Origin of the sequence: Paracoccus sp. (in: a-proteobacteria) (assembly GCF_035556475.1) — a bacterium.
Lineage (GTDB): Bacteria > Pseudomonadota > Alphaproteobacteria > Rhodobacterales > Rhodobacteraceae > Paracoccus.
Genome location: NZ_DATMFA010000105.1, coordinates 1 through 19,871, shown reverse-complemented (window position 1 = coordinate 19,871; position 19,871 = coordinate 1). Strand labels below are relative to the sequence as shown.

General features: G+C 64.5%; 20 protein-coding genes and 1 pseudogene. 9 read left to right on the top strand and 12 right to left on the bottom strand.

Going from position 1 to position 19,871, the window contains the following annotated elements:
* Positions 1 to 4: 4 nt before the first annotated feature.
* Positions 5 to 499 carry a MarR family winged helix-turn-helix transcriptional regulator gene (locus VNQ78_RS14320; protein ID WP_325690929.1) on the top strand — a complete coding sequence of 165 codons (495 nt, stop codon included), beginning with the start codon at positions 5 to 7 and terminating at the stop codon, positions 497 to 499.
* A 49-nt stretch (positions 500 to 548) separates the two neighbouring features.
* Here VNQ78_RS14320 and ubiG read toward each other — a convergent pair whose 3' ends face one another.
* Positions 549 to 1,301, bottom strand: coding sequence for a bifunctional 2-polyprenyl-6-hydroxyphenol methylase/3-demethylubiquinol 3-O-methyltransferase UbiG (ubiG, locus tag VNQ78_RS14315; protein ID WP_325690927.1), 753 nt, complete (start codon positions 1,299 to 1,301; stop codon positions 549 to 551).
* A gap of 51 nt (positions 1,302 to 1,352) precedes the next feature.
* Here ubiG and pip point away from each other — a divergent pair, with 51 nt between their 5' ends.
* The 6 genes from pip to infB all read left to right on the top strand — a co-directional run bounded on the left by pip (position 1,353) and on the right by infB (position 8,364).
* Positions 1,353 to 2,351 (top strand): prolyl aminopeptidase, encoded by a 999-nt coding sequence (pip, locus tag VNQ78_RS14310; protein ID WP_325690925.1) that lies wholly within the window; start codon positions 1,353 to 1,355, stop codon positions 2,349 to 2,351.
* A gap of 9 nt (positions 2,352 to 2,360) precedes the next feature.
* Positions 2,361 to 2,801, top strand: a complete 441-nt coding sequence (gene tspO, locus VNQ78_RS14305) for a tryptophan-rich sensory protein TspO (protein WP_325690922.1) — start codon at positions 2,361 to 2,363, stop codon at positions 2,799 to 2,801.
* 137 nt (positions 2,802 to 2,938) lie between these two features.
* Positions 2,939 to 3,547 (top strand): ribosome maturation factor RimP, encoded by a 609-nt coding sequence (rimP, locus tag VNQ78_RS14300; RefSeq protein ID WP_325690919.1) that lies wholly within the window; start codon positions 2,939 to 2,941, stop codon positions 3,545 to 3,547.
* Positions 3,548 to 3,550: 3 nt separating this feature from the next.
* Complete coding sequence (gene nusA / locus VNQ78_RS14295; RefSeq protein ID WP_325690917.1) at positions 3,551 to 5,167, top strand: transcription termination factor NusA; 1,617 nt, start codon at positions 3,551 to 3,553, stop codon at positions 5,165 to 5,167.
* Positions 5,168 to 5,182: 15 nt separating this feature from the next.
* Positions 5,183 to 5,800 carry an RNA-binding protein gene (locus VNQ78_RS14290; RefSeq protein ID WP_325690914.1) on the top strand — a complete coding sequence of 206 codons (618 nt, stop codon included), beginning with the start codon at positions 5,183 to 5,185 and terminating at the stop codon, positions 5,798 to 5,800.
* Positions 5,801 to 5,808: 8 nt separating this feature from the next.
* Positions 5,809 to 8,364 carry a translation initiation factor IF-2 gene (gene infB / locus VNQ78_RS14285; protein ID WP_325690912.1) on the top strand — a complete coding sequence of 852 codons (2,556 nt, stop codon included), beginning with the start codon at positions 5,809 to 5,811 and terminating at the stop codon, positions 8,362 to 8,364.
* 416 nt (positions 8,365 to 8,780) lie between these two features.
* Here infB and mutT read toward each other — a convergent pair whose 3' ends face one another.
* From mutT to VNQ78_RS14270, 3 genes are read right to left on the bottom strand one after another with little or no spacing between them, the layout of a single operon-like run.
* A complete protein-coding gene (mutT, locus tag VNQ78_RS14280; protein WP_325690908.1) occupies positions 8,781 to 9,179 on the bottom strand; it encodes an 8-oxo-dGTP diphosphatase MutT in 399 nt (132 codons plus the stop codon).
* The gene (gene argJ / locus VNQ78_RS14275) at positions 9,176 to 10,591 is read right to left on the bottom strand and encodes a bifunctional glutamate N-acetyltransferase/amino-acid acetyltransferase ArgJ (protein WP_325690906.1); all 1,416 of its coding nucleotides are present in this window, start codon (positions 10,589 to 10,591) and stop codon (positions 9,176 to 9,178) included. The genes mutT and argJ overlap by 4 nt, the downstream gene beginning before the upstream one ends.
* Before the next feature lie 2 nt (positions 10,592 to 10,593).
* The gene (locus VNQ78_RS14270) at positions 10,594 to 11,436 is read right to left on the bottom strand and encodes a peptidylprolyl isomerase (protein ID WP_325690904.1); all 843 of its coding nucleotides are present in this window, start codon (positions 11,434 to 11,436) and stop codon (positions 10,594 to 10,596) included.
* Positions 11,437 to 11,655: 219 nt separating this feature from the next.
* Between VNQ78_RS14270 and secA the strand changes: the two genes are divergently transcribed.
* The gene (gene secA, locus VNQ78_RS14265; protein WP_325690902.1) at positions 11,656 to 14,361 is read left to right on the top strand and encodes a preprotein translocase subunit SecA; all 2,706 of its coding nucleotides are present in this window, start codon (positions 11,656 to 11,658) and stop codon (positions 14,359 to 14,361) included.
* Between the two features lie 145 nt (positions 14,362 to 14,506).
* Here secA and VNQ78_RS14260 read toward each other — a convergent pair whose 3' ends face one another.
* Both VNQ78_RS14260 and VNQ78_RS14255 read right to left on the bottom strand, forming a co-directional pair.
* Positions 14,507 to 15,223, bottom strand: a complete 717-nt coding sequence (locus VNQ78_RS14260) for a response regulator (protein WP_325690900.1) — start codon at positions 15,221 to 15,223, stop codon at positions 14,507 to 14,509.
* Positions 15,220 to 15,738, bottom strand: a complete 519-nt coding sequence (locus tag VNQ78_RS14255; protein WP_325690898.1) for a MarR family winged helix-turn-helix transcriptional regulator — start codon at positions 15,736 to 15,738, stop codon at positions 15,220 to 15,222. Before VNQ78_RS14255 ends, VNQ78_RS14260 begins: the two co-directional genes overlap by 4 nt.
* Positions 15,739 to 15,888: 150 nt before the next feature.
* On the opposite strand from VNQ78_RS14255, the gene VNQ78_RS14250 reads away from it, so the two are divergent.
* Entirely contained in the window at positions 15,889 to 16,761 is an 873-nt protein-coding gene (locus tag VNQ78_RS14250) for a branched-chain amino acid aminotransferase (RefSeq protein ID WP_325690895.1), read from the top strand.
* A 72-nt stretch (positions 16,762 to 16,833) separates the two neighbouring features.
* Here the strand turns inward: VNQ78_RS14250 and VNQ78_RS14245 are convergent, their stop codons facing one another.
* The 6 genes and pseudogenes from VNQ78_RS14245 to VNQ78_RS14220 form a co-directional block, all read right to left on the bottom strand.
* A complete protein-coding gene (locus tag VNQ78_RS14245) occupies positions 16,834 to 17,025 on the bottom strand; it encodes a hypothetical protein (protein ID WP_325690893.1) in 192 nt (63 codons plus the stop codon).
* Between the two features lie 60 nt (positions 17,026 to 17,085).
* Positions 17,086 to 17,550 carry a PTS sugar transporter subunit IIA gene (locus VNQ78_RS14240; RefSeq protein ID WP_155094117.1) on the bottom strand — a complete coding sequence of 155 codons (465 nt, stop codon included), beginning with the start codon at positions 17,548 to 17,550 and terminating at the stop codon, positions 17,086 to 17,088.
* A gap of 80 nt (positions 17,551 to 17,630) precedes the next feature.
* Positions 17,631 to 18,206, bottom strand: a complete 576-nt coding sequence (gene hpf / locus VNQ78_RS14235; RefSeq protein ID WP_325690891.1) for a ribosome hibernation-promoting factor, HPF/YfiA family — start codon at positions 18,204 to 18,206, stop codon at positions 17,631 to 17,633.
* Positions 18,207 to 18,367: 161 nt separating this feature from the next.
* Positions 18,368 to 19,117: an LPS export ABC transporter ATP-binding protein gene (gene lptB, locus VNQ78_RS14230; protein WP_325690889.1), complete on the bottom strand. Its 750-nt coding sequence runs from the start codon at positions 19,115 to 19,117 to the stop codon at positions 18,368 to 18,370.
* Positions 19,114 to 19,605, bottom strand: a complete 492-nt coding sequence (gene lptA, locus VNQ78_RS14225) for a lipopolysaccharide transport periplasmic protein LptA (protein WP_325690887.1) — start codon at positions 19,603 to 19,605, stop codon at positions 19,114 to 19,116. The genes lptB and lptA overlap by 4 nt, the downstream gene beginning before the upstream one ends.
* Before the next feature lie 61 nt (positions 19,606 to 19,666).
* Positions 19,667 to 19,871: pseudogene (locus VNQ78_RS14220) on the bottom strand (hypothetical protein); the annotation flags it as partial.

The following is a 19,871-nucleotide window of genomic DNA, read 5'->3' as shown; positions in this document are numbered from 1 at the left end:
ACCAATGCCAGGCAAGCCCCTATCCACTCAGACGTCCGGCGCGGAGCTTTCCGCCGATTCGCTGGCGGCGAGCCTGTTCTCGGAAGTGTTCATCGCCGACCAGCTCGCCCGCGACCTGATCGGGAAATCGCTGCCAAAGGGCATGCAGATCTCGCATTTTTCGGTCCTGAACCTGCTCGCGCATCTGGGGGTCGAACGCAGCCCGGCCGAACTGGCCGAGGCCTTCCATGTCACCCGTGGGGCGATGACCAACACGTTGTCGCGGCTGGAATGGGCGGGGCATATCCATATCCGCCCCGATTGGGACGATGCGCGGCGCAAGTTCGTCTCGATTAGCCCGGCGGGGCGGGCGGCGCGTGATGCGGCGCTGGCGGCCTTCATGCCGCGGATCGCCGATGTGGTGCGCGACATCGGATCGGACCGGGTGCGCGCGGCGCTGCCGGTGCTGCGGCTGCTGAGAAAGCAGCTTGAGGAGGCGCTGGCGCAGGACGGCCGCTGAGCCGCGCGTGGCAAGCGTCGCCGGGGTATTTGGAAAACGGTGAAAGCCTTCAGGCCGCGCGCAGGGCCGTCATCGCGTAATTGACCGAAAGGTCGCGATGGGAGAGCGACCAGCTCCATCCCAGCGGGTTGAAGACCATGCCGCAGCGGTCGACGATATCGAGGCCAGCGGCCTCGGTCATGGCGGCGAGTTCGTCCGGGGTGATGAAGCGGCGCCAGTCATGCGTGCCCTTGGGCAGCCAGCGCATCACCCATTCCGCCCCGATGATGGCCGCGGCGAAGCTGCGGGCGGTGCGGTTCAGGGTCGATTGGATCAGCATGCCGCCGGGCCGGACCAGATCGCGGCAGGTGGCGATGAATTCCGAGGGTTCGGCGACATGCTCGACGATCTCGAGCGCGATGACCACGTCATAGCTGAGGCCTTCGGCCGCCAACGCCTCGGAGGTGGTGGCGCGATAGTCGATCGGCAGTCCCTGCTGCGCCGCGTGGAGTGACGCAACGCGGATATTGCCTTCGGCGGCATCCGCACCGGTAACGGTCGCGCCGAGCCGGGCCAAGGGTTCCGACATCAGACCACCGCCGCAGCCGATATCGAGGATCGAGAGCCCCTCGAAGGGCGAGGCCGCGTCGCGGTTGCGACCGAACTGCGCGGCGATCTGGCCGGTGACATATTCCAGCCGCGTCGGGTTGAGCATGTGCAGGGGTTTGAACTTGCCCTGCGGATCCCACCATTCGGCGGCCATCGCCTCGAATTTCGCGACCTCGGCCGGGTCGATGCTGCTGGTTTGCGGTCTTTCGTTCATCTGGCCGTCCTTCGTATGGCGGGCGCCTGCCGGGCGTTATATAGTCGTCGCATGGACAGATTGGCAGGGCAAATCGGCGGCCCCCCCTCGCCGGGCAAGCTGCATCCGATGGTCGAGCCTTTCGACCAGCGCCAGATCGACGTTGGCGACGGCCATGTTATCCATGTCGAGCAGAGCGGCAATCCCCGCGGAGTTCCCGTCATTGTGCTGCATGGCGGGCCGGGGGGCGGATGCAGCCCCTATATGCGGCGTTTCTTCGATCCGAAGCATTACCGCGCCGTCCTGTTCGATCAGCGCGGTTGCGGCCGGTCCCGGCCCCATGCCGAGGTTTCCGCCAATACCACCCGTCATCTGATCGGGGATATCGAGCGGATCCGCAGCGAACTGGGCATCGACCGCGCCATCCTGTTCGGCGGAAGCTGGGGCGCCACCCTCTCGGTCGCCTATGCCGAGGCCCATCCCGAAGCCGTCCTGGCGCTGGTCCTGCGCGGGGTCTTTCTGGGGCGGCGCGCGGAACTCGACTGGTTCTATGGCGGTGGCGTCGCGCGGTTTTTCCCCGACCGCTGGGCGGAGTTCCAGAGGCAGATCCCGGAAGCCGAACGCGACGACCTGATCATGGCCTATCATCGGCGGCTGTTCAGCGGCGACCGCGGACAGGAGATCCGCTATTCCCTGCCCTGGCTGCAATGGGAAAACGCGCTGGCCGGGCTGGAAATCTCGGGCGCGGGCCATGCTCCGCCAGATTACGCCCGTGCCTTTGCGAGGCTGGAGAACCATTATTTCGCACATGGCTGCTTCCTCGAGGAAGGCCAGCTTCTGCGCGACCGGCACCGGATCGAGCATTTGCCCGCCTTCATCGTGCAGGGCCGCTATGACATGGTCTGCCCGCCGCAGACCGCCTGGGAACTGGCCAAGGACTGGGACCGGGCCGAATTGCGGCTGGTCCCCGCCTCGGGTCATGCGCTGAGCGAGCCGCGAATCGCCACGGAACTGGTGCGCGTCATGGATGGTTTGCGTGATGCGGCCCAACGGGACGGCCGCGTCGCCTGACGGGGAAACATGCTGTTCCTGACCTTCCTGCTGGCCTGCGCGGCTGCCGCCGCGACTGGCCTGATTTTCCAGCCGGGGCCCTGGTATGAGGGGTTGCGCAAGCCCAGCTTCACACCGCCGAACCGGGTCTTTCCGGTCGCATGGACCGCGCTTTACCTGCTGATCGCATGGGCCGGCGCGCGGCTGGCGGTCCTGCCCGGATCGGAGATGGCGATGGCCCTCTGGGCCGCGCAAATCGCGCTCAACACCTTATGGACCCCGGTATTTTTCGGCGCGCATCGCGTCGGCTGGGGGATGGCGGTGATCGCGGTCCTGTGGCTGACGGTCGCCTGCCTTGTCGTCTCGGCCTTCCGCCTCGACATCTGGGCGGGGCTACTGCTGCTGCCATACCTTGGCTGGCTCGGCCTCGCCGCGGCGCTGAATCTGGAGGTCTGGCGGCTGAACCGCTGAGGAATCGCTTTTCCTTGCAATTCGCGCAAGACCCGCCTATATGACGCTTCAACAGCGGCGCAGGTGTCCAAAGCCTGCCCACCGATAAGTTGTGCGGGCCGCTTGAGCCCGCTTTTTTGTTTTTTGGGATAGCGATCATGACCGACCTCATCGCCAAGACCGCCATCGACCGGCGACTGGCCGAGATCATCTCCCCGGTCATCGAGGATCTGGGGTTCGAACTGGTGCGCATCCGCCTTCAGGGCGGCAAGACCGCGACGCTGCAGATCATGGCCGACCGGCCGGAGGGCGGGATCAATGTCGACGACTGCGCCGATATCTCGACCGCGGTCAGCGCCGTGCTGGATGTCGAGGATCCGCTCGAGGACAATTACCACCTCGAGGTCTCGAGCCCCGGCATCGACCGTCCGCTGACGCGGATGAAGGATTTCGAGACGTTCGAGGGCTATGAGGCCCGGCTGGAAACCAACCAGCCGATCGACGGGCGCAAGCGCTTCAAGGGTGTCCTTGCGGGCATCGAGGGTGACGAGGTTCTGCTGAACATCGAGGAAGCGGGCGAGATTCAGACCATCGGACTGAATTTCGACTGGCTCTCGGATGCGAAGCTGGTCCTGACCGACGATTTGATCGCCGAGATGCTTCGGCAAAAGAAGGAAGCGGGCGTCCAGATCGAGAATCTCGACGAAACCGCCTTTGACGAGATCGAAACAGAATCCGGCGAAACGAACGCCGACGCGAAGGAGTGAGGAATGGCCATTACCTCTGCCAACCAGCTTGAACTCTTGCAGACCGCCGAGGCGGTCGCGCGCGAGAAGATGATCGACCCCGATCTGGTGATCGAGGCGATGGAGGACAGCCTGGCCCGCGCCGCCAAGTCGCGCTATGGCAGCGAAATGGACATTCGCGTCCATATCGACCGCAAGACCGGAAACGCCACCTTCACCCGCGTCCGCACCGTGGTCGAAGATGACGAGGTCGAGAACTATCAGGCGCAACTGACCGTCAAGCAGGCCCAGCCCTATCTGGACGATCCCAAGGTCGGCGACGAGATCGTCGATCAGGTTCCGCCGGTCGAACTGGGCCGCATCGCCGCGCAATCCGCCAAGCAGGTAATCCTGCAACGCGTCCGCGAGGCCGAGCGTGACCGCCAGTATGAGGAATTCAAGGACCGCGCCGGTACCATCATCAACGGCGTCGTCAAGCGCGAGGAATATGGCAACATCATCGTCGATGTGGGCCGTGGCGAAGCCATCCTGCGCCGCAACGAGAAGATCGGCCGCGAGAGCTATCGCCCGAACGACCGCATCCGCGCCTATGTCAAGGACGTGCGCCGCGAAAGCCGTGGCCCGCAGATCTTCCTGTCGCGCACCGATCCGCAGTTCATGGCCGAGCTGTTCAAGATGGAAGTGCCGGAGATCTATGACGGCGTGATCGAGATCAAGGCCTGCGCCCGCGATCCGGGGTCGCGCGCCAAGATCGCCGTGATCAGCTATGACAACTCGATCGACCCGGTCGGCGCCTGCGTCGGTATGCGCGGCAGCCGCGTTCAGGCCGTGGTGGGCGAGCTTCAGGGCGAGAAAATCGACATCATCCCGTGGTCGGAAGATCAGGCGACCTTCCTTGTGAACGCGCTGCAACCGGCCGAAGTGGCAAAAGTTGTTTTCGACGAGGACGCCTCGCGTATTGAAGTTGTCGTCCCCGATGAACAACTAAGCCTTGCGATCGGCCGTCGCGGTCAGAACGTGCGTCTGGCCTCGCAGCTGACCGGTCTGGATATCGACATCCTGACCGAGGAAGAAGAATCGAAGCGCCGTCAGGCCGAGTTCAATGCCCGCACGAAGCTGTTCGTCGATGCGCTGGATCTGGACGAGTTCTTTGCCCAGCTTCTGGTCGCCGAGGGCTTCACCAACCTCGAAGAGGTCGCCTATGTCGACCTGGACGAGCTGACCTCGATCGAGGGCGTGGACGAGGGCACGGCGGAAGAGCTGCAGACCCGCGCCCGCGAGCATCTGGAGGCGGCGAACCGCGCCGCGCTGGAGAACGCCCGCGCCCTTGGAGCCGAGGACAGCCTGATCGAGTTCGAGGGCCTGACGCCCCAGATGGTCGAGGCGCTGGCCAAGGACGGCGTGAAGACGCTGGAAGACTTTGCGACCTGCGCCGACTGGGAACTGGCCGGCGGCTGGACCACCGAAAACGGGCAGCGCAAGAAGGACGAAGGCATTCTTGAGCCTTTCGACGTCTCGCTGGAAGAAGCGCAAACGATGGTGATGACCGCCCGCGTCATGCTGGGTTGGGTCGATCCGACCGAAATGGAGCCCGCTGCCGAAGAGGCCGGGGAAACCGAAGACAAGGAGGCCGGGGTGTAACGCCCCGGGAGGCTGATGACACGCGGGGGCCAGACAAAGGACCGCGAGACGCCCGAACGGCGCTGCATCGTGACGGGCGAGACCCAACCCAAGGCGGGGCTGATCCGCTTTGTGGCTGGCCCCGACGCGATCGTCGTGCCCGACATTGCCGAGAAGCTGCCCGGACGCGGCTTCTGGGTGATCGCCGACAGAAAGGCCTTGGACAAGGCCGCGGCAAAGGGCATGTTCTCGCGCGGGGCAAAGGCGCAGGTCTCTGCCCCGCCGGAATTGCTCGAGATGATCGAGGCAGGGCTTGCGAAACGCGTGGTCGACACGCTTTCCCTGGCCCGAAAGGCCGGTCTGGCAGTGGCCGGCTTCGAGAAGGTCAAGGACTGGCTGGCAGGCGGCAAGGCAAAAGTCCTGCTGCAGGCCAGTGACGGATCGGACCGCGGAAAAGGCAAGCTCTGGACACCTCCCGGCGGGCGGTGGTTCGGCTGCCTGACCGCATCAGAATTGGGTTTGTCCTTTGGGCGTGATCATGTCATACACAGCGCGCTTGCGCCGGGGCGCCTGACCGACATGTTGATCAGGGACGCGAGCAGACTGACGGGTCTGCGTGGGCATGACGGCGGCGCATCCGCCGAGAAGGAATGAATAGCGGAATGAGCGATACTGACGGAAAGAAACCCCTGGGTCTTGGTGGCGGCACTGGTCGTTCGGGCCAGGTGAAGCAAAGCTTCAGCCACGGTCGGACCCATAACGTGGTCGTCGAGACCAAGCGCAAGCGCGTCGTCGTGCCGGGCAAATCCGGTCCGGCAACGGGCGGTTCGCGCTCGGGCTCTTCTTCCGCGATCGGCGGCGATCCCTCCAGGCGCCCCGCCGGCATTTCTGATGCCGAGATGGAGCGCCGTCTTGCCGCGCTGAAGGCCGCCAAGGCCCGCGAGGTCGAGGAAGCCGCCCAGCGTGAGGCCGAGGAAAAGGCCCGCGAGGAAGAACGCGAGCGCCGCCGCCTTGAGATCGAGGCGAAGGAACGCGAGGATCGCGAGCGCGAGGAAGCCCTCCGGCTGAAAGCCGAGGAGGACGAGCGCCGCGCCCGCGAGGCCGAGCTGCGCGCCCAGAAGAAGGCCGAGGTCACGAAGCCCAAATCCGCCACCGACGCGCGTCCCTCCCCGGCCGATCGCGCCGCAGCGGAAGCCGCGGCCGCGCGGGCCGAGACCAAGGGCGTCACCTCCACCGCACCGCGCAAGACCGAGCGTGACCGCGATCCGCGCAGTGGCGCCGACGATCGCAACAACGACCGCAACAAGGGCCGCGACGACAACCGCCGCACCGGCAAGCTGTCGCTGACGCAGGCGATGGACGGCGAAGGCGGCCGCCAGCGGTCGCTGGCCGCGATGAAGCGCAAGCAGGAGAAAGCCCGGCAGAAAGCCATGGGCGGTCATCAGCGCGCCGAAAAGCAGGTCCGCGAAGTGCAGCTGCCCGAGACCATCCTGGTGTCGGAACTGGCGAACCGGATGGCCGAGCGCACGCCCGATGTCATCAAGTCGCTGATGCGCATGGGCCTGATGGTCACGGCGAACCAGGCCGTCGATGCCGACACCGCCGAGCTGGTGATCGACGAATTCGGCCACCGCGCGGTCCGCGTCTCGGATGCGGACGTGGAACAGGTCATCGACCAGGTCGAGGACAAGGCCGAGGATCTGCGCCCGCGCCCGCCGGTCGTCACGATCATGGGCCATGTCGACCACGGCAAGACCTCGCTTCTGGATGCGATCCGCAAGGCGAACGTCGTCTCGGGCGAGGCTGGCGGCATCACGCAGCATATCGGCGCCTATCAGGTGAAGACCGAATCCGGCGCGCTGCTGACCTTCCTCGACACGCCCGGCCACGCGGCGTTCACCTCGATGCGTGCCCGTGGCGCGCAGGTGACCGATATCGTCGTGCTGGTCGTTGCCGCTGATGACGCGGTCATGCCGCAGACGATCGAGGCGATCAACCACGCCAAGGCCGCCAAGGTGCCGATGATCGTCGCGATCAACAAGGTCGACAAGCCCGGCGCCAATCCGCAGAAGGTCCGCACCGACCTGCTCCAACACGAAGTCGTTGTCGAGGAAATGTCGGGCGAGGTTCAGGACGTGGAGGTTTCGGCCAAGACCGGCCAGGGCCTCGACAACCTGCTGGAGGCCATTGCGCTGCAGGCCGAGATCCTCGAACTGAAGGCCAATCCCGACCGCCCCGCCTCCGGCGCGGTGATCGAGGCCAAGCTGGACGTGGGCCGCGGTCCCGTCGCGACGGTTCTGGTGCAGAACGGCACGCTGAAGCGCGGCGACATCTTCGTCGTCGGCGAGCAGTGGGGCAAGGTCCGCGCCCTGATCAACGACCAGGGCGAGCGCGTCGACGAAGCCGGTCCCTCGGTTCCGGTCGAGGTTCTGGGCCTGAACGGCACGCCCGAGGCGGGCGATGTGCTGAACGTCGTCTCGACCGAGGCACAGGCGCGCGAGATCGCGGATTACCGTATCTCTGCCGCCAAGGACAAACGCGCCGCCGCAGGTGCCGCCATCACGCTTGACCAGATGCTGGCCAAAGCCAAGGCGGACGAGAACGTCGCCGAGCTGCCCGTGGTGGTCAAAGCCGACGTTCAGGGTTCGGCCGAGGCGATCGTCCAGGCTCTGGAGAAGATCGGCAACGAGGAAGTTCGCGTCCGCGTGCTGCATTACGGCGTCGGCGCGATCACCGAATCGGATGTCGGTCTTGCCGAGGCGAGCCACGCGCCGGTTATCGGCTTCAACGTCCGGGCCAATGCCCCGGCGCGGAATGCCGCCAACCAGAAGGGCGTCGAGATCCGCTACTACTCGATCATCTACGACCTCATGGATGACATCAAGGCGGCGGCCTCGGGCCTGCTTTCGGCCGAGGTGCGCGAGACCTTCATCGGCTATGCCGAGATCAAGGAAGTCTTCCGCGTCACCGGCGTGGGCAATGTCGCCGGCTGCCTCGTGACCGAGGGCGTGGCCCGTCGTTCGGCAGGCGTGCGCCTGCTGCGCGACAACGTGGTCGTCCACGAGGGCACGCTGAAGACGCTCAAGCGCTTCAAGGACGAGGTCAAGGAAGTTCAGTCCGGCCAGGAATGCGGCATGGCCTTCGAGAATTACGACGACATCCGCAAGGGCGATGTCATCGAGATCTTCGAGCGCGAGGAAGTGCAGCGCCAGCTGTAACCCGCCGACAAGCGAATGTGATGAGGGCGGATGCGCAGGCATCCGCCCTTTTTCATGCCCGATGGCCGGGCGAGCCGACAAGAAAGCGCAGAAACGCGGACGGGGCCCCCTTTCGGAGGCCCCGTCTTCGCGTTCCTGGCAAGGTTATTTCTCGTCGGCTTATGCCACCGCCGCCACCGGCTTGCCCTCATACGTTTTGGAGCCGACTCTCACAACGATGTTGCCGTTCGGCGCCTGACGTTCAAAGACGCCTTGGACAGAAATGCAGCTGCCGATCGTAATCGTGCGAATCATTTCCGGGCTCCCTCCTACTCCACAGTTTCAACTTTGCCACAAAATCGTTAAGGCTTAACTAGATTTGTGTAACAGATCGGCAGATTAGAAAATCTGGGTTCCAGAGCTGTTGTGCAGAAACCTCATATCCAGTCTCTCAGGACCGGAATCAAGGGGATATCGGCCGGAGGCATAGGGTAATCGGTCAAATTTTCCGATTTGACCCATGCGAGCCTCTGCCCCTCCTGTGGAATCGGGACACCCTCCCATCTGCGGCAGGCATATAGCGGCATTAGCAAATGGAATGACTCGTAGCTGTGGCTGGCGAATGTCAGCGGCGCGAGGCAGGAGTTCCAGGTTCGGATCCCCAGTTCCTCCTCAAGCTCGCGGATCAGCGCGGCCTCGGGCGTCTCGCCCGCCTCGACCTTGCCGCCGGGAAATTCCCACAGGCCCGCGAGGGACTTGCCCTCGGGGCGCTGTGCCAGCAGCACGCGGCCGTCCCGGTCGATCAGGGCGACGGCCGCGACAAGGACGATCTTCATGAACGGTAATCGGCGTTGATGTCGATATAGCCATGCGTCAGATCGCAGGTCCAGACCGTGCGCTTCGAGCGCCCAAGCCCCAGATCCACGCCGATGACAAGGTTGTCGCGCTTCATGTAGGCGCTGGCCTTCTCCTCGTCATAGCCGGGGGCGCGCCAGCCCTTCTCGGCCAGGACCATGTCGCCGAAGCGGATGGTCAGCAGGTCGCGATCGGCTTCTGCGCCCGACTTCCCGACCGCCATCACCACCCGGCCCCAATTGGCGTCCTCGCCCGCAATCGCCGTCTTGACCAGCGGCGAGTTGGCGATCGCCATGGCGACCTTATGCGCGTCAGCGGGGCTCGCGGCGCCCGTCACCCGGACCTCGACGAATTTCGTCGCGCCCTCGCCGTCCTTCACCACCTGCTGCGCGAGGTCCAGCATGACCTTCCCCAGCGCCTTGACGAAGGCCCGCGCCGGGGCCGAACGCATGTCGGTGATCTCGGCCGCGGGCGATTTCCCGGTCGCGGCAAGAATCAGCGCGTCCGAGGTCGAGGTGTCGCTGTCCACGGTGATCGCATTGAAAGTCCCGGCAAGCTGGGCCTTCAGCAGCCGTTGCAGCAGCGCGGGTGCGATCTTCGCGTCGGTGAACATATAGACCAGCATCGTCGCCATGTCGGGCGCGATCATGCCCGAACCCTTGGCGATGCCGACGATATTGATCTTGCCGCCGTCACCCTCGAAACTTGCCGAGGCGCCCTTGGGGAAGGTGTCGGTGGTCATGATCGCGCGGGCCGCCTCTGCCGCACCCCCGGCGTTCAGATCGGTGACCAGCTGGCCGATCACGGCGGTGATCCGGTCGGCCGGCAAGGGCTCTCCGATCACCCCGGTCGAGGAGGAGAACACCCGGTCCCTGGGAATCGACAGGATCGAGGCGACGCTGCCCGTCACCTTGTCCACCGCCTCCTGCCCGTTCCTGCCGGTAAAGGCATTAGCATTGCCCGAGTTCACGATGATCGCCGCGCCCTGCGCCACGTCCTGCTTCAGCGCCAGCTTTGCCTGACAGTCGAGGATGCTGGCGGCACGGGTCGAGGATCGCGTGAAGGCCCCCGCGATCGCGGTTCCCCGCGCCAGCCTGACCAGCATGACATCGGTGCGGCCCTGATACTTGACCCCCGCCGCGCCCGAGGCGAATTCGACTCCCTCGACGACCGAAAGCTCTGGAAAGCCGGCCGGGGCCAGCGGCGAGACGGCCTTCTCCTTCTTGGCGGGAACGGGTTTGCGCACCGTCTGCGCCAACGCCCGCGCCGCGGCCTCGACCCGCGTTTCGACGGCGGAGGCGCTGCTTTCCGCCGCCTCCTTCAGCTTTTTCAGCTTCCGCTTCAGCTTCTTCAGCTTTTCAGCATCGGAAAGCTTCTTCTCGGGCTTGGCCATGGTCACTCTCCCAGCAGGTCGGTCTTGCCCAGGAGGTCGGGGCTCAGGCCCTCGGTCTTCTCGACCTTGGCATCGGCCACGCGCTTCTCGATCTCGGCCTGGACCTTGTCGCGGCGGATCTGGACGGCAAGCTGGTCCTTGACCTCCTCGAGCTTCGGCGGCTGGACCTCGCGCTGGTCGATCAGCTTGATGACATGCCAGCCGAACTGCGTCTCGACCGGGGCCGAAACCTCGTCCTTCTTCAGCGTCTTCACGACGTCAGAGAAGGGCGCGACCATCTGCTCGGGCTGGAACCAGCCCAGATCGCCCTTGTTCGGGGCCGAACCCGGATCGGTCGATTTCTCGGCCGCGATGGCGCCGAAATCGCCGCCTTCCTGCAACTGCTTCTGGATCGCCTCGGCCTCTTCCTTGGTCTTCACCAAGATGTGTGCGGCGTTATATTCGACCTTCGGCGCGGTCTCGCTGCCGAAAACCTGATCATAGGCGGCCTTCAGCTCTTCCTCGGTCGGTTCGGCGGCGGCGACCTTCTCCAGCACCGATCCGGCAAGGTACGCGCGGCGCTCGATCTCCAGCCCGGCCTGGTCACGCTTGCTCAGCTCCTTGCCGGCGGCCTGCGCCACGGCGGTCTGGCGGATCATCTGGTCAAGCATCAGATCCCACAGGGCAGTATCGGGCAAACCCTGCGTCGTCTGGGCGTCAAGACCCTGCCGCATGGCGATCAGTTGCCCCAGGGTAATCGTCTCACCATTGACGGTCGCGACGACGGTGTCCGCATCCTGGGCAAATGCCGGGGAAATTCCCATCGTGGCAACCAGGGTCGTGGCGGCAAGAAGCGATTTCAGCATGGTTTTCCCTTTCCTGGGAGTGGTTCATTTCCAGCACTTACACGCAGAGTGAACCCGTGCAAGCGTTGACAGTCTGGCATCCGACGCATACATCCGGCCCAACCGAAAATGCGCGCCCGTCGCCATTTTTCCGGCCCATGTGATAGGGCATGGCGAATGGTGGCGGCAAGTGGGCGGAACGTCCCGCGCACCCCCAGATACGCGATTTTGAAGGCTCACATGCTCGGCATTGGAAACTTGGCTAAACTGGTCTTTGGTACGCCGAATGACCGCAAGGTGAAATCTGTGCGCCCGCTGGTCGCGCAGGTGAACGCGCTGGAGGAGAAATTCCGCGCCATGTCCGACGCGGACCTGATCGCCAAGACGCGCGAATTGCAGGGCCGGGCACAGGGCGGCGAAAGCCTCGACACGCTTCTGCCCGAAGCCTTCGCCAACTGCCGCGAGGGCGCGCGCCGCGCGCTTGGCCTGCGCGCCTTCGACACGCAGCTGATGGGCGGGATCTTCCTGCATCAGGGCAATATCGCCGAGATGAAGACGGGCGAGGGCAAAACGCTGGTCGCGACTTTCCCGGCCTATCTGAACGCGCTGGCCGGCAAGGGCGTCCACGTCGTCACCGTCAACGACTATCTCGCCAAGCGCGACGCCGAATGGATGGGCAAGGTCTTTGCCCAGCTCGGCATGACCACGGGCGTCGTCTATCCCTTCCAGCCGGACGAGGAAAAGCGCGCGGCCTATCAGGCCGACGTGACCTATGCGACGAATAACGAGCTGGGCTTCGACTATCTTCGCGACAATATGAAGGGCTCGATCGACCAGATGGTCCAGCGCGGCCATTTCTTCGCCATCGTGGACGAGGTCGATTCGATCCTGATCGACGAGGCGCGGACGCCGCTTATCATCTCCGGCCCCTCGCAGGATCGCAGCGAGCTTTACCGCACCCTCGACGCCTTCATGCCGGAACTGACCGAAGAGCATTTCAAGCTCGACGAAAAGACCCGCAACGCGACCTTCACCGAGGAAGGCAACGAATATCTCGAGAAGCGGCTGCAGGCGGCGGGCGTTCTGCCCGAGGGACAGACGCTCTATGACCCGGAATCGACCACCATCGTCCATCACGCCAACCAGGCGATGCGCGCGCACAAGCTGTTCCACCGTGACCAGCAATATATCGTCCGCGACGGCGAGATCGTGCTGATCGACGAGTTTACCGGCCGGATGATGAAGGGCCGCCGCCTTTCGGACGGGTTGCACCAGGCCATCGAGGCCAAGGAGCGCGTCGAGATCCAGCCCGAGAACGTGACGCTCGCCTCGGTCACCTTCCAGAACTATTTCCGCCTCTACGCCAAGCTTGGCGGCATGACCGGCACCGCCGCGACCGAGGCCGAGGAATTTGCCGAAATCTACAAGCTTGGCGTGGTCGAGGTTCCGACCAACCGCCCGATCCAGCGCATCGACGAACATGACCGCGTCTATCGCACCGCCGCCGAGAAATACGCAGCCGTCCTCGAGGCGATCAAGGAAGCCCATGCCAAGGGTCAGCCGATGCTTGTCGGCACGACCTCGATCGAGAAGTCCGAGATGCTCTCGCAGATGCTCGATCAGGCCGGCATCGCGCATAATGTCCTGAACGCCCGCCAGCACGAGGCCGAGGCCTATATCGTGGCCGAGGCGGGCAAGCTCGGCGCGGTGACGATCGCCACCAACATGGCCGGCCGCGGCACCGACATCCAGCTGGGCGGCAATGTCGAGATGAAGGTGATGCAGGCGCTCGCCGCCGATCCCGAGGCGAACCCGGACGAACTCCGCGCCCGGATCGAGGAAGAGCATGCCAATGACAAGCAGGCCGTGCTGGACGCCGGCGGGCTCTTCGTGCTGGCGACCGAGCGGCATGAAAGCCGCCGCATCGACAACCAGCTTCGCGGCCGCTCGGGCCGTCAGGGCGACCCCGGCCGGTCGCTGTTCTTCCTGTCGCTGGAAGATGACCTGATGCGCATCTTCGGCTCCGAACGGCTGGACAAGGTGCTCTCGACGCTGGGCATGAAGGATGGCGAAGCGATCATCCACCCCTGGGTCAACAAGTCGCTGGAGCGCGCCCAGGCGAAGGTCGAGGGCCGCAACTTCGACATCCGCAAGCAATTGCTGAAATTCGACGATGTGATGAACGACCAGCGCAAGGCGATCTTCAGCCAGCGCCTTGAGATCATGCATACCGAGGAAGTGGCCGAGGTCGCCGCCGACATGCGCGCGCAGGTCATCGACGATCTGGTGGACGAATACCTGCCGCCGCGCTCCTACGCCGAGCAGTGGAAGACCGACGACCTGAAGACCGCGATCATCGACCGGCTGAACATGGACCTGCCGGTCAAGGACTGGGCGGCCGAGGACGGCGTCGATCAGCAAACCATGCGCGAGCGTATCCAGGAATCCACCGACGCCTACATGACCCAGAAAGCCGAGCAGTTCGGCGACGAGAACATGCGCCAAATCGAGAAGCAGGTCCTGCTGCAGCAGATCGACGCGAAATGGCGCGAACATCTGGTGACGCTCGAGCATCTGCGCTCGGTCGTGGGCTTCCGGGGCTACGCACAGCGCGATCCGCTCTCGGAATACAAGACCGAGGCCTTCCAGCTGTTCGAGACCATGCTCGACGGGCTGCGCTTCGACGTGACCCAGCAACTCGCCCGCATCCGCCCGCTGACCGATGCCGAGCGCGAGGAAATGATGCGCGACTACCAGCGCCAGCAGGCGGATGCACAGGCACAGATGCATCCCGAGCATGAGGAGGCCGAGGGAGGCGAGATTTCAGCCCGTGTCGCCGGCTTTGACGAAACGGACCCCACGACCTGGGGCAACCCCTCGCGCAACGATCCTTGCCCCTGCGGCTCGGGCCAGAAGTTCAAGCACTGCCACGGCGCGTTGGCCTAACGCGCCGCAGCGCCCTGTTCCTCCGCGCGCCGAGAGCGGCAAGCTCGGCATGGGTATTTAGGAAACGGTGAAGATCGGGCGCGGCGCCTGTCTTCACCGTTTTTCAAATACCCAACAGCTAGGTCTCTAGACAAGGCGGCGCTGGTCAGTCAGGCACCAGCATGTAGCCCGTTCCGCGCACCGTCTGGAGATAGCGCGGCTCGCGCGGGTCGCGTTCGATCTTTCGGCGTAGGCGGGTGATCTGGACGTCGATGGCGCGTTCGGAGTTTTCGCTCAGCTCATCAGCCGGATTGCGACCGAGATCATCGATCAACTCGCTTCTGCTTACCGGCTGCCGCGGCGTGTCGGCCAGGCGCCTGAGCAAAGCCTGCTCGGTTCCGGTCAGGCGCAGGGGATTCTCGCCATGCCAGAGTTCGCCCTTGTCGGCGTCATAGCGTAGCGCGCCGAGGGACAGGAATTTCGGACCCTTGGCCTCGGCCACGGGTATCCGGCGCAAGATCGCCGCGATTCGCAGCAACAACTCGCGCGGCTCGAAGGGTTTCGCGAGGTAGTCATCTGCGCCGCTTTCCAGCCCCTCGATCCGATCGCCGGTCTCGCCCTTGGCGGTCAGCAGCAGGATCGGGGTCTGACCACGCTTGCGCAGGTCGCGGGTGAGCGAGAATCCGTCCTCACCCGGCATCATCACGTCGAGGACGATCAAGTCGAAGTCGAGGCCCGAGAGCAGTCTGCGCGCATGGGCTGCGTCGCGCGCGGTGGTGACGAGGAAGTCATTGCGGATCAGGAAGCGGCGCAGGAGGCTGCGGATGCGCTCATCATCATCCACCACGAGGATATGCGCCGAAAGTGTGTCTGGGCTGGTCATTTCGATTCCGGCAGGTCCCTCATGGCCTTGAACTGCCGCAGGGTATCACGGTCCATCATCGCCTCAAGCACCTGTCGAAAGCCCGCCACCGCCTGGGGGCCGGCGCTGCGATAGGCCGCGCGCATCCGGGCCCGCTGGGTTTCGGAGAGGCGGCGTTCCAGCGCGGCACCCTTTTCGGTCAGGAAAAGCTGCCTTTCGCGCCGGTCGCGCCGGCCGATCCGGCTTTCCACCAGGCCGTCATCGATCAGGGTCCGCAGGACACGGTTCAGCGATTGCTTGGTCACGCCAAGGACATCCAGCAGCGCGGTGACGGTCAGGCCGGGATCGCGATTGACAAAGTGCAGCGCGCGGTGATGCGCCCTTCCGTAATCCATGTCCGAGAGGATCAGGTCAGGATCGGAGGTGAAGGCGCGATAGGCGAAGAACATCGCCTCGATCCCGCGGCGAAGCTGGTCGTCGGTCAGGAAGAGCAGGTTCTCGCCACCAACAGGCGCGATGCTGACTTTGTTCTGCATGGTTTCCCCGTAGCGCATGGCTCTTATTACGTCAGACTTGTTGACTTTCCAATCACCAATGGATAGCGAGAACCCTGAGTTGCGCAACTTTATATGCGGACATTGGCAATACAGCGCAACAATCCGAAAACAGACCGGCCGGAGGACAATATGGCAGGCGCTTACGACGATCGTGATGGCAAAATCTGGATGGATGGGAAAATCGTGGACTGGCGCGACGCCAAGGTTCACATCCTGACCCACGCGCTGCATTACGCAAGCTCGGTATTCGAGGGCGAGCGCTGCTACAGCGGCAAGATCTTCAAAGGTCACGAGCATTCGCTGCGGCTGATCGAATCGGCACGGCTTCTCGACATGGAATCGCCCTATACCGCCGAGGAGATCGACCGCGCCAAGGAAGAGGTGCTGAAGGCGAATGGTTTCACCGACGCCTATGTCCGTGCGGTGATGTGGCGCGGCTCGGGCGATGACATGGGCGTCTCGGCAGCACGCAACCCGGTCCGCATGGCCGTGGCCGCGTGGGAATGGGGCAGCTATTACGGCGACGCGAAATGGCAGGGCGCCAAACTCGACGTCGCGAAATGGAAGCGGCCCAGCCCGGAGACGATCCCGACCGCGGCGAAGGCTGCCGGCCTCTACATGATCTGCACCATGTCGAAACATGCCGCCGAGGCCAAGGGCTGCTCGGACGCGCTGTTCATGGATTATCGCGGCTATGTCGCCGAGGCGACCGGCGCCAATATCTTCTTCGTCAAGGATGGCGAGGTTCACACTCCGCTGGCCGACGCCTTCCTGAACGGCATCACGCGCCAGACCATCATCCAGCTTTTCAAGGACAAGGGCGTGCCGGTGCATGAGCGCCACATCCTGCCCGAGGAGCTGACAGGCTTCCAGGAATGCTTCCTGACCGGGACCGCCGCCGAGGTCACGCCCGTGGCCCAGATCGGTGATGACTGGCATTTCGAGGTCGGTCCGGTCACCCGCGACATCGCCGCGGAATACGAGAAGCTGGTCCGCGTCTGATCGCGCTGACGGAATGAAAAGGACCGGCCGCGCCATGGGGTGCGGCCGGTCTTTTCATGGGGCCTGCCCCGGTCAGGTCAGGCGGCCACGCTCGATGCGGACAAACTCGCTGATGCGGCGTCCGCCCTGGTCGTCCACTTTCCGCGGGCGCGCAAGCAGGCTGACGACAGCGGGATGGGTGCCCGATTCGCGCTCCTGCCGGGTGAAGTTCTGGACGCGGCCTGCACCCGTCTCGTGTTGCTTGTCTGCAATATGCCTGGTCATTTCCGAACCTCCGCTTCCGGAGGTCATATCCTAGCACAGGCGCGCCGCGAGATCACCTGTTCAGGCGGCCTTGATGCCCGGCGCGGCGGAAAGCATCGCATGGAGCGCGACCGGATCGTCATTTGCGCGCAGCTTTGCGCGCAGATCCTGATCGCGCAGCGTGCGCGAGACCAGCGCCAGCGCCTTCAGGTGGTCGACGCCGGAATTCTTGGGGGCGAGCAGGGCAAAGATCAGGTCGACCGGCTGGCGGTCCACGGCGTCAAAATCCAGCGGCTTTTCCAGACGCAGGAACAGGCCGACGACGCGGTCCAGACCGTGAAGGCGGGCATGGGGCAGCGCGACGCCGTGACCGACTCCGGTCGGGCCCAGCGATTCCCGCTCCTGCAGGGCGTCCAGGGTTTGAGCGGCGTCAACGCCATAGACGCTGCGCGCCTGCTCGGCGATCTCCTGGAACAAACGCTTCTTGCTGGTGCTTTGCGTCATCGTCCGCACAGCGGAGGGTGAGAGAATGTCGCTGATCTGCATATCGCCCGAAATTATCCAAGTCCCGGTCACGAAAATCGTGGCCGGGACAATTCATTCAACAAGACTGCTCCTGGGGCAGTCTAACGCAAGTTGCGGGGGTCGATCCAGCCCACGTTGCCGTCGTCACGGCGGTGGACCACATTGACGCCCCCATGTTTCTCGTTGCGGAACACCAGCAACGGCGAGCCGGCCAGCTCCATCTGCATCACGGCCTCACCAACGGAAAGCGTGGGAACGCGCGTTTCCATCTCGGCGATGATGACGGGCTGCAGGCCATCTTCCTGCGATTCCCACTCATCCTCGTCAGCGGCCAGCACATACATGCCCGCCTGCTCAAAGGCAACCGGCTCGACCCGGTCCTTGTGGTGATCCTTCAGGCGGCGCTTGTAGCGGCGAAGCTGCTTGTCCATCCGCTCCTTGCACTGTTCGAAGGCGGCATAGATCTCGGTCGATGCACCCTTGGCCTGAACGTTCAGCCCGGTCGAGAGATGCACGACGGCGTCACAGATGAATTCATGCGCATTGCGGGAAAAAATGACGGTCGCATCGGTGGGGCGCTGCGAATATTTGTCGATCGTCTCGCCCAGCTGGGTTTTCACATGCGTCGAGAGAGCATCTCCGACGTCGATCTGTTTTCCGCTGATCTGATAGCGCATGTTGGTCCGTCCTTTCGGTTGCCCGGCCTTGACTGCACGCCGCCCCAACGGCGGAGCCGTCCGGGTTTGGGGGGATCTGCCGATCCCGCCTCATATACATTTGGTGACAGTGGAGGGGTCCTGTCAACGGGCGCAAGATGTCGCACCCACCGGCACCGGCATCAGTTCATGCGGAAGGTTTCGCCCAGATAGACGCGGCGCACCTGGGGATCGTCGACGATCTCTGCCGTGGTGCCGGATTTCAGCACATGGCCGTCATGCAAGATATAGGCGCGGTCGACGATCTCGAGCGTTTCGCGAACATTGTGGTCGGTGATCAGGACACCGATTCCGCGCCGCTTCAGGTCATGGACCAGCCCCCTGATCTCGCCCACGGCGATGGGATCGACGCCGGCAAAGGGTTCATCGAGAAGCAGATAGGCGGGATTGGCGGCAAGGCACCGCGCGATCTCGACCCGCCGCCGCTCGCCTCCCGACAGCGCCATCGCCGCGGCATTGCGCAGATGCTCGATCGAGAACTCGCCCAGCAGGGTCTCCAGCCGGTCGCGGCGGTGATGCGCGTCGCGGCAGACCAGTTCAAGGACGGCGGCGATGTTCTGCTCGACCGTCAGGCCGCGAAAGATCGACATCTCCTGCGGCAGATAGCCGATGCCCATTTGCGCGCGCCGATACATCGGCAGCGCGGTGGCGTCCTGGCCGTCGATCGTGACCTGCCCCGAATCGGGCGCGACCAGCCCGGCGATGCAATAGAAGCAGGTCGTCTTGCCCGAGCCGTTCGGCCCCAGCAGCGCCACGACCTCGCCCCGGTCGAGGGTCATTTCCACATCACGGATCACCGGGCGGCTGCGATAGGATTTGCGCAGGCCGCGGACCCGCAGCCCCGCGCCGGGCGATTCGGATTGGCTGGTCATCGGTTCTGCTCCGGCTGGAGGACGCTGCGCACGCGGCCCGAGGCATTGGCCCGGCCCGTGGCCAGATCGACCGTCACCGTCTCGCCCGCAAGGACGTTTTGCCCCTGCGTCAGCAGGACATCGCCCCGGAGGACGACATTCCCTGATTCGACGTCATAATCGGCGGTCTTCGCCTCGGCCGCGTCCTCGCCGCTGACCATGGTGACATTCCCCTCGGCCTTGAGCGCGCTGATCTTGCGGGCATCCTGCCCGGCATAGGTCACGGTGACGCGGTCGGCGGAAAGCCGCATCGCGCCCTGCCCGATCAGCACATTGCCGGAAAACACCGCCAATCCCGTCTTCTGGTCGACCTGCAGGGTATCGGCCGTGACCTCGACCGGGGCGCTCACGTCCTGCGCATTGCCGAATCCGGTGCTCTGGGCGGATGCGCCATGCGCCATCATCAGCGCCAGCGACAGGGACAAAGGCAGCAGGCCTGAGCGGATCATCGGATTTCCTTTCTGCCGAGGGGCCGCACGGGGCCTGTCGCGGCCGGGTGGGTCAGGCGCGTCATGGCCGGTATATCAAGCGGACTCCGCCCTTCAAATCAAGAACGTGATCCGGGTTGCCCGGCGAAACCGGTCGCAATTCCATCGCGCCGGCGGTCAGATCGCCGAACGGGGCCAGAACATTGACCTCGCGATCGGCGGCCAGCGTGCCCTCGGTGGTCGAGGCATGGAACTCGGGCGCGGTGACGATCCAGCCATCCGCGGTG